Origin of the sequence: Kutzneria sp. 744 (assembly GCF_000568255.1) — a bacterium.
In the GTDB taxonomy this organism is placed as follows: Bacteria; Actinomycetota; Actinomycetes; order Mycobacteriales; family Pseudonocardiaceae; genus Kutzneria.
In genome coordinates this window covers 7,626,912-7,635,792 of record NZ_KK037166.1, presented here as the reverse complement: position 1 = coordinate 7,635,792, position 8,881 = coordinate 7,626,912, and the positions used below count along the sequence as shown (strand labels likewise).

Annotated in this window: 5 protein-coding genes; 3 read left to right on the top strand and 2 right to left on the bottom strand. The window is 69.9% G+C overall.

What is annotated here, in order from left to right; all coding sequences use genetic code 11:
* On the bottom strand, positions 1-2,383 hold a 2,383-nt coding region (locus KUTG_RS54240), incomplete at its 3' end, for an AAA family ATPase (protein ID WP_157494963.1).
* Between the two features lie 97 nt (positions 2,384-2,480).
* On the opposite strand from KUTG_RS54240, the gene KUTG_RS35175 reads away from it, so the two are divergent.
* From KUTG_RS35175 to KUTG_RS35165, 3 genes are all read left to right on the top strand, one after another.
* A complete protein-coding gene (locus KUTG_RS35175; RefSeq protein ID WP_043723023.1) occupies positions 2,481-2,984 on the top strand; it encodes an amino-acid N-acetyltransferase in 504 nt (167 codons plus the stop codon).
* A 53-nt stretch (positions 2,985-3,037) separates the two neighbouring features.
* Positions 3,038-3,838 carry a MerR family transcriptional regulator gene (locus KUTG_RS35170; protein WP_043723020.1) on the top strand — a complete coding sequence of 267 codons (801 nt, stop codon included), beginning with the start codon at positions 3,038-3,040 and terminating at the stop codon, positions 3,836-3,838.
* Positions 3,839-3,948: 110 nt separating this feature from the next.
* On the top strand, positions 3,949-7,296 hold the full coding sequence (locus tag KUTG_RS35165) for a wHTH domain-containing protein (RefSeq protein ID WP_043723019.1): 3,348 nt from the start codon (positions 3,949-3,951) through the stop codon (positions 7,294-7,296).
* A 3-nt stretch (positions 7,297-7,299) separates the two neighbouring features.
* Here the strand turns inward: KUTG_RS35165 and KUTG_RS61990 are convergent.
* On the bottom strand, positions 7,300-8,881 hold a 1,582-nt coding region (locus KUTG_RS61990), incomplete at its 5' end, for a DNA translocase FtsK (RefSeq protein ID WP_043723018.1).

The following is an 8,881-nucleotide window of genomic DNA, read 5'->3' as shown; positions in this document are numbered from 1 at the left end:
GCCGGGCCACGGTCGTCTTTGCGGTGCCAGGGTTTCCGGTGAAGACCAGGTGACGGCTGCGCGGCGACACCGGCAGGCCCTGGGCGCGGCGCTGCTTGTCGACGTCCATCTCCGCGACCATCGAGCGGACGCGCTGCTTCACCGGCTCCAGACCGATCATTCCGTCCAATTCGGACAGCAGATCGGGCAGACCCCGTTGCGCCCCACCGTCTCCCATCCGCACCCCGGTGTCGCCCGGGGCCGGGATGTCGGTGGCGATCAGGCGGTTGAGCGAGGCGACGTCCGAGTTGGGGTCGGCCGCCAGCCGGGCCGACTGCCGGCTGATGGTGGCCTCCAGCAGCTGCCGTGACGACCGGCCGTTGGCGAAACCCTTGCCACGGCTGATCCGGCTCATCCGCACCGGCAGCGCGCCGACGAGGTCGGGGGCCAGCTCGTACCCCTGCGCCTTGGCCATCAGCTGGAAGATCCGGGCCAGTTCCTCGTTGCTGTAGTCGGGGAACTCGATGCGGGTCTGGAACCGCGAGCGCAGGCCCGGGTTGGAGTCCAGGAAGGTGCTCATCTCGCGCGGGTAGCCGGCCACGATGACGATCAGGTCGTCGCGGTGGTTCTCCATCTGGGCCAGGAGTTCCGCCACCGCCTCCGGGCCGTAGTCCTCGTCGCCGCCCTGCACCAGGTTGTAGGCCTCGTCGATGAACAGCACGCCGCCGTAGGCCTGCTCGATCAGCTTGCGGGTCTTGCCCGAGGTCTCGCCGATGTACTCGCCGACCAGGTCGGCCCGCATGCACTCGACGAGCTGGCCGCCGGTGAGCACGCCCAGTTCCTTGTACAGCTCGGCGATGACCCGGGCCATGGTGGTCTTGGCGGTGCCGGGGTTGCCGGTGAAGACGAGGTGGCGGCTGCGCTGCGGGATGGGCAGGCCGGCGGCGCGGCGGCGCTCGTCCACCTGCATCTCGGACACCAGGTTGTTGACCTGGCGCTTCACCGAGTCCAGGCCGACCATGGCGTTGAGCTCGGCCAGCAGCTCGGCCGCCGACTTGCGGTCGCTGTTGCCGGCGGCCTGGCGCAGCTCGGCCAGGTCCTGGACGTCGACGCGGGCCATGCCGCTGCGCATGATCGCGCTCTGGCAGGCCGTCTCGATCACCGCCTCGACGCGGCGGGCGCCACCCATCGTGCGGTGGGTGCGGCCGCCGGTGATCAGGTCGGCCAGGCCGGCGCGGGCCTGCGGGCTCACGGCGGCCTGGCGTTCCGCGGCGAGCACGTCCAGCAGCGCCTCGGCCGCCGGGCGCTGCTCGAAGTCCGGCAGGTGGTAGATCAGGGAGCGCTGGCCCACGGCCGGAGCCGCGTCCGTGAGCTGCTTGAGGAACGCCGGGGTGCCGCACAGGACGAGGACGCCGCACTCCTCCTGGTCGTGCGCCACCTCGACCACGACGTCGACGATGCTGCCCTTGTCACCGGCGTCGGCCAGCAGCGCGTCGGCGTTCTCGATCATCAGCACCGGCGTCTTCTCGTACGCCGAGGTGATGGCCCCGCGCACCACCGCTTCGAGTGATTTTTCCTGTTCCTTGGCCGACAGGATCAGGCCGGCCGCCGTCTTGATCACCGGCTCCGGCTCGGTGATCGCCTCCGTGGCCTTCATGAACGGCGCGAACGAGCGCACCAGGCGGCGCTGGCCGCTGTGCTGCTGGCCGATCAGCAGGATCACCGGATTGGCCTGGCCGGCCGTGTTCTCCGCGTGGCGGATGCCGTCCGCCCACAGGATCACCCGCTTCGCCTTGTCGAAGAAGGCGGCGACCGGCTCACCGGTGCGGACGAAGTGCCCGCCCCCGTACAGCGGCTCGACGTAGGCCTGGGTCTGCTCGGCCTGGTGCGGCAGCGGCGGCGGCTGTTGCGGCAGGGGATGCGAGGCCGGTTGCGGGAAGGGGTGCTGCACCGGGAACGGCTGGCTCGGAAACCCCTGCTGCGCGGGGAATTGCTGCGGGTTGGCGAATTGCTGCTGGGCGGGGAATTGCTGCTGGGCGGGGAATTGCTGCTGGGCGGGGAATTGCTGCTGGGCCGGGAAGGGCTGCGACACCGGCTGCTGCTGCGGGCCCGGCGGCTCCGGGTACAGCGATCCCGGCTGCGGCACGGACTGCGGCGTGGGCTGAGGTGCCGGTTGCTGCGGGCCCTGACCGCCCGGGAGCTGCGACGGACGGGCCGTGGCGCGGAATGCCGGGTCCGGCGGCGGCATCATCGGCCGCCACTGGCCGACGCCACGCCACCACAGCCACGGCTGGCCCGGGTTGAGCAGCCACCACGCGCCGTCCGCGGTGGTCAGCACGGTTGTGCGTCCCATCGCGGCCGCCCGCTCGGCCTCCGCGAACGGGTCCCACCCCGCGCCCGTCATCGCTCCCCCTCCGCCGGCTGTCGTCGCCTGGCAGCTTACGGCGACGCCGGTTCACCGGGGCGGTGGTGTGCGGCGGCCACGGACTAGGTTGTCTGCCGTGGAAACCGGTCTTCTCGTGCGGCGGGCTCGCATCGCCGACGTGCGCGCGATCAAGGCGCTCGTCGATCACTACGCGGGCAAGGTGCTGCTGACCAAGCAGCTGGTCACCCTGTTCGAGTCCGTGCAGGAGTTCTGGGTGGCCGAGCTGGACGGCAAGGTCGTCGGCTGCGGGGCGCTGCACGTGCTGTGGGAGGACCTGGCCGAGATCCGAACCGTCGCCGTCGACCCGATGGTGGCCGGCCGCGGCATCGGGCACGCCATCGTCGGCCAGCTCGTCGCCCTGGCCCGTGAGCTGGGGCTGGCTCGCATCTTCGTGCTGACCTTCGAGACCAAGTTCTTCACCCGGCACGGCTTCGTGGAGATCGAGGGCACCCCGGTGTCGCCCGAGGTCTACGACGAGATGCTGCGCTCGTTCGACGAGGGCGTCGCCGAGTTCCTCGACCTCACGTACGTGAAGCCGAACACACTCGGCAACAGCCGAATGCTGCTGCAACTCTTCTAATTACAACTAGAAGAGTATTGACTGGCCCCCTCGCCGCGCGCGAGGATCGTGGCGTGTCCGTGGAGGAGCTCGCCGCCGAGGTCGGCCTGCCGACCAGCACGATCCGCATGTACCAGACCAAGGGTCTGCTGCATGCGCCCCGCCGTGTCGGCCGCACCGCCCGCTACGACGTCAGCCACGTGCAGCGGCTCCGGCTCGTGCAGCGGCTCCAGGACCGGGGCTTCTCCCTGCCCGCCATCGGCCAGCTGCTGGAGGCCCGCGACCGCGGCGAATCCGTCGCCGACGTCCTCGGCCTGGCTCCCGATGGCCCCGAGGACTGGATTCCCATCGGCATCAACGAGATCCGCGCCCTCGTCTCCGTCCGTGAGCTCCGCCCCTCCCTGCTCCGCCGCGCCACCCAGCTCGGTCTCGTCAAATGGCGCCATGGCCGCCCTCACACCCGCCGTTGGGCCCTGGAGAGCGGCGCCCGCCTCTGCCAGCTCACCATCGGGCCGCAGGAAGTCCTCTCCCAGTACGAGCGTCTCCGCGACGCCACCGACCGCGTGGCCGCCGACTTCGTCGACGTCTTCGAGCGCCACCTCTGGCCCGCCATCGCCGAGACCTCCGGCCAGGCCGACCAGCTCGACAAGGTCCGCTCCCTGCTCATCGAGCTGACCAGCACCGCCGAGTCCGTCGTCGTCGGCGCTCTCCGTGAGTCCATCCGCGACGCCACCGAGCAGTTCGCCGCCAAGCACGGCCTCCTGGAGGACGACCCGGCCTGGCTCCAGGAACCCGTCCCCACCCTCGCCGAGCGCCTCACCGAGCCCGGCACCGAGGAGCCGGACATCGAAGGATTCCTCGCGGGGGAGGAATGACCGGCTGGGTGCGTCGTCACCAGGGGGGATGACGCACCCAGCCGTGGTCGCCGGGGCCCGATCCGGTGGAGCTCCCGCCGACCCCGCACCGGCGCCGCTAGTCTGCTCGGATGGCCAGCGGTGGCACGGACAACACGTTCTCCGGCAATCCTTTCCACTCGGTGATCTTCCAGGTCGGCACCCTCAACGGCGGCGTGCACGTGTCCGCGCCGGCGGTGGAGCCGCCGCTGGAGCCGTGGGCCCGGTTGGTTGACGACTCAAAGGCGTGGCGCAGCGGCCAGGACCGCACTTCCGCCGTCGCCGTGGCCTCGCACCTCGCCGGCGTTTGCCTTGACCTGCCTGGAGATCCGTGGCTCGACCGCGGCCTGGCCGAGCGGTTCACCAAGCGGGTGAGCTGGCTGACCCTCAAGCTGGGCATCGAGTTCGACGCGGCCGAGGCGACGCTGCTCACCCTGATTCCCTTGCTGCATCAGGTGTTGTGGACCCGCGCCGCCGCCGAGCGCCTCGACGGGCCGCCCCCGGAGTTCTACCGGGACCACGGCCGTCTCGCCGCCCGGATGGACGGGCACGACGAGGTTCGCTGGTGGCTGTTCCACCGCTGGCTGTGGCTCCGGGCCGAGGTGCTCAAGCCCGAGTCCATCGCCGGGTTGCTGACCGGCGCCGACCTGCCGCCCGTGCTCACCGCCGACCGGGTCAGCGGCCTGTTGCAGGGCCTGCGCATCGAGCCGAACGTCCTGTGCGGCAAGCAACGTCTGGTCGAGATGCGCCCCCAGGAGACCCTGTTCGGCGGCACCGACGACGAGGAGCGCGTCCGCACCCCGCTGCTCGGCCTCCTGCTGGCCGTGGCGTACAGCATGGCCATCGACATCACGGCACTGTCCGACATCATCGTCTGGCACACCCCCGTGGATTTCTCGCACCTGCACGAGACCATCGCCTCCGCCAGCTGGGAGTCTCGCGCCGACTGTCCCGTGCTGTCCGCCGTCTGCCACCACGCTTCCGTCGTCGAGGCCCTGCGCGAGCACACCGTCCGCCTGGATGCCCTGTTGCACGCCGTCCGTCAGGCCGCCGACACCCACCAGGTCCTCGCTCCCCTGCGCTCCCTCCCCGAGCGCGCCTCGTCCGACGAGGTTCGTCCCGCCCTCGGCCCCGACCGCAAGCCCGTCTTCTCCGGCTGGTCTCGCTTCCGTATGGACGAGCAGCGGGTGCAGGAGCTCCTCATGGGCGAGCAGCTCTACCGGGACCGCAGTCTCGCCATTCGCGAGCTCTACCAGAACGCCCTCGACGCCTGCCGCTACCGCCGCGCTCGCGAGGAGTACCTCCGCCGCACCACCGGCCGTTCTTCCTCCTGGTCCGGCCAGATCACCTTCTCCCAGGGCATCTCTTCAGATGGCCGCCCCTACCTCGACTGCACCGACAACGGCGTGGGCATGGGCCTCTCCGAGCTCACCGGCGTCTTCGCCCGCGCCGGCGCCCGCTTCGCCGACCTCGCCGAGTTCCGCGACGAGCAGGTCGACTGGTCCCGCCTCGATCCCCCCATCGAGCTCCACCCCAACAGCCGCTTCGGCATCGGGGTGTTGAGCTACTTCATGCTCGCCGACGAAATCACCATCACCACCTGCCGCATGTCGAGATACACCGGCCACCCCGGCCCGGTGTATCAGGTGACCATCACCGGCCCCGGCCACCTCTTCGAGATCAAGGAGCTGCCGACCCAGGGCACTCCCGGCACGACGATCCGCCTCCACCTCCGTTCCGGCATCGAGGAATCCTGCGTCGAGACCCTCGGCCGGCTGTTGGCCATCGCCGAATTCGACACCACCGCCCAGCATGGCTGCGAGCACTCCCACTGGCCGGCCGGGATCTTCTTCGAAGGTGGCTACACCAGGGAAATCACCGTCACCGACGCGACCGGCCAGGTCGTGTGGTGCGAGTCCGGCGGTGGACTGCTCGTCGACGGACTGCACACGGGACCACGCCACGGCGACACTCTCGGCGCCTTCGTGAACCTCACCGGACACAATGCCCCTCGCCTGTCCGTCGACCGAACGACGATCCTGAGCGATGTCGCACCCGTCGTGCACGAATTGCAGCGGGCGGCGATACCGGACCTGATCTGCGCGGGCACGCTGCTGACCGAGGAATGGCTCAGCCGCCTGGGGTTCGACAACCCGGCAGTGGCCGACATGATCGCGGAGCAATCGCCGGGCCACCCTATTTTTCCGGCCGACAAGGCGCTGGTCGGGGAATCATGGCCGATGCCCCCACACAGGCAGATCGATGGCTATCCGCTGGACCACATCTTCCTGTGGCGCCTGCTGGCCCGCAACGACGCCGTCGAGCTGACGGGACTCGCCGCCGAGCTCGCGGAGGCGGGCCCACTGCTCGCGGCGAAGCCCTCTGATGTGCACCTGCTGTGCGCGGGTCGGGGATATTCGCTGAGGTGGGGATCGGCCGAGCAGCTTGCCACCCCCGGACACATCTTCTCCATCGCGTCCATCGCGGGCCTTTCCCCCCGCTCGACCGCGCGCCGCCTGTCCGACCTGGGCATCGACGGCATGGAGCCCGACCGGTTCCCCGCCGGCCGCTGGCAGTCGTACAGCACAGAACTGTCTCTGCTCAGCCGCAATCACGACCGCTCGGAACCGTGGCGACTGCCAGGGGAGACCGTCTGGATGGGCCAGGCCCGAGCGGCCGCGAGCCAGGAACACATCTCCATCGCCGAGGCCACCGACATCCTGTCGTCGTACGGGTTCACGGTCGCCCCGGGCGGCAAGGCCGCCAAGAAGAGCTACGCCTCGCTGCCCGAGCTGGTGCGGGCATCGATCGAGCTGGAAATTCGCCCGGAAGTACTCACCGACGACGCACTGCCGGAGTGGCTGCCCGCGTTGTGGGAGAGCCTGTGCGCCGACATGGAGACACCGTCCGCGCCGATCCCGCCCGGCGCCATGCTCCGGATGATCAACCACCTCGGTGTTCCGACGGCACAGGCGATGGAGCGGTGTCGCGCCGCAGGGCTGACCCCGCCCGACCTGCCGACGAAGACGTCGCCGGAGGATGTCCAGCTGATGAGCGTGCGGCTCAACGGTTCCGCGCCGTGGCTGGATGTCCGACGGCCGGTGCGGCTGCACCACCTGATAAAAGCCCACGCCAGGCTGAACCAGTCGCCGTTCTGGGCGGCGGACCGGCTGGCCGAGCTGGGATTCACCGTGCCGTCGGAGAATCTGCCGTACTACCCGGAATTCCGCGACCTGACCCTGCTGCGCGATGCCCGACACGACGGCGGATTCCTCGATCCGGACAAGCCGGTTCCGTTGGCCCACCTGGTGTCCGTCAGCCGGCGACTGGGGCAGCACATCACGCAGGTCGTGGATCGGCTCCGGGAGCTGGGGATGATCGTGCCGGATCTGGCCACGACGATTCGGGAAGCGCTGGCCAAGGTTCCGTTGCAGCGCTGAGGGTTACTCCTCGTCGTCCTCTTCGGGCTCGGGGGACGCGCCGCCGCCGCGGATGGTGTAGAGGACGCCGTCGAGCTCATCGGGCTTGATGAGGACCTCGCGGGCCTTGGAGCCCTCGGAGGGGCCGACGACGCCGCGGGTCTCCAGGAGGTCCATGAGGCGGCCGGCCTTGGCGAAGCCGACGCGGAGCTTGCGCTGGAGCATGGAGGTGGAGCCGAACTGGCTGGTGACGATGAGCTCGGTGGCCTGCAACAGGAGGTCGAGGTCCTCGCCGATGTCGGCGTCGATCTCCTTCTTCTCGCCGGCCTTGGCGGCGGTGACGCCGTCGGTGTAGTCGGGCTGGGCCTGGTCCCGGGTGAAGGAGACGATGGCGTTGATCTCGTCGTCGCCGACGTAGGCGCCCTGGATGCGCACGGGCTTGGCGGCGCCCATGGGGAGGTAGAGACCGTCGCCCATGCCGATGAGCTTCTCGGCGCCGGGCTGGTCGAGGATGACGCGGGAGTCGGTCAACGACGAGGTCGCGAAGGCCAGGCGGGACGGCACGTTGGTCTTGATGAGGCCGGTGACGACGTCGACGGAGGGGCGCTGCGTTGCCAGGACGAGGTGGATGCCGGCGGCGCGGGCCTTCTGGGTGATGCGGACGATGGCGTCCTCGACGTCACGGGGAGCGGTCATCATGAGGTCGGCCAGCTCGTCGACGATGGCCAGGATGTAGGGCCTGGGCCGGTATTCACGCTCGGAGCCGGGGGGCGCGGTGATCTCACCGGACCGGACCTTGCGGTTGAAGTCGTCGATGTGGCGGACCTTGTTGACCTGCATGTCCTGATACCGCTGCTCCATCTCCTCCACCAGCCAGGCCAGCGCGGCGGCGGCCTTCTTGGGCTGCGTGATGATGGGCGTGATCAGGTGCGGAATGCCCTCGTACGGCGTGAGCTCGACCATCTTGGGGTCGATGAGGATCATCCGGCACTCGTCGGGAGTGGCCCGGGCCAGCAGCGACACCAGCATGGAGTTGACGAAGCTGGACTTGCCGGAGCCCGTGGAGCCGGCCACCAGGAGGTGGGGCATCTTGGCCAGGTTGGCGGTGACGAAGTGGCCCTCGATGTCCTTGCCCAGACCGACGACGAGCGGGTGCTCGTCGGCAATGGTGGTGGGCGCGCGCAGCACGTCGCCGAGGCGCACCATCTCGCGGTCGCTGTTGGGCACCTCGATGCCGACGGCGGACTTGCCGGGGATCGGGGCCAGCAGGCGGACGTTGTCGGTGGCGACGGCGTAGGCGATGTTCTTGGTCAGTGCCGTGATCTTCTCGACCTTGACGCCGGGGCCGAGCTCCACCTCGTACCGCGTGACGGTCGGGCCGCGGGTGAAGCCGGTGACCTGGGCGTCGATGGAGAACTGCTCCAGCACCCCGGTGATGGCCTCGATCATGGTGTCGTTGGCCCGGCTCCGGGACTTCGGCGGATCGCCGTCCTGCAGGACGTCCAGCGACGGCAAGGTGTAGTCGCCCTCGACGGCCCTCGGCGCGACGGGCTTGTCCTCAGCAGCGGCTGGAGCCTTGCGTGGCTTGGGCGCGGGGCGCGGAGGC

Excerpts from the sequence above, each read along its gene's own strand:
- KUTG_RS35165 (WP_043723019.1), top strand. The coding sequence starts at position 3,949 with ATGGCCAGCGGTGGCACGGACAACACGTTCTCCGGCAATCCTTTCCAC.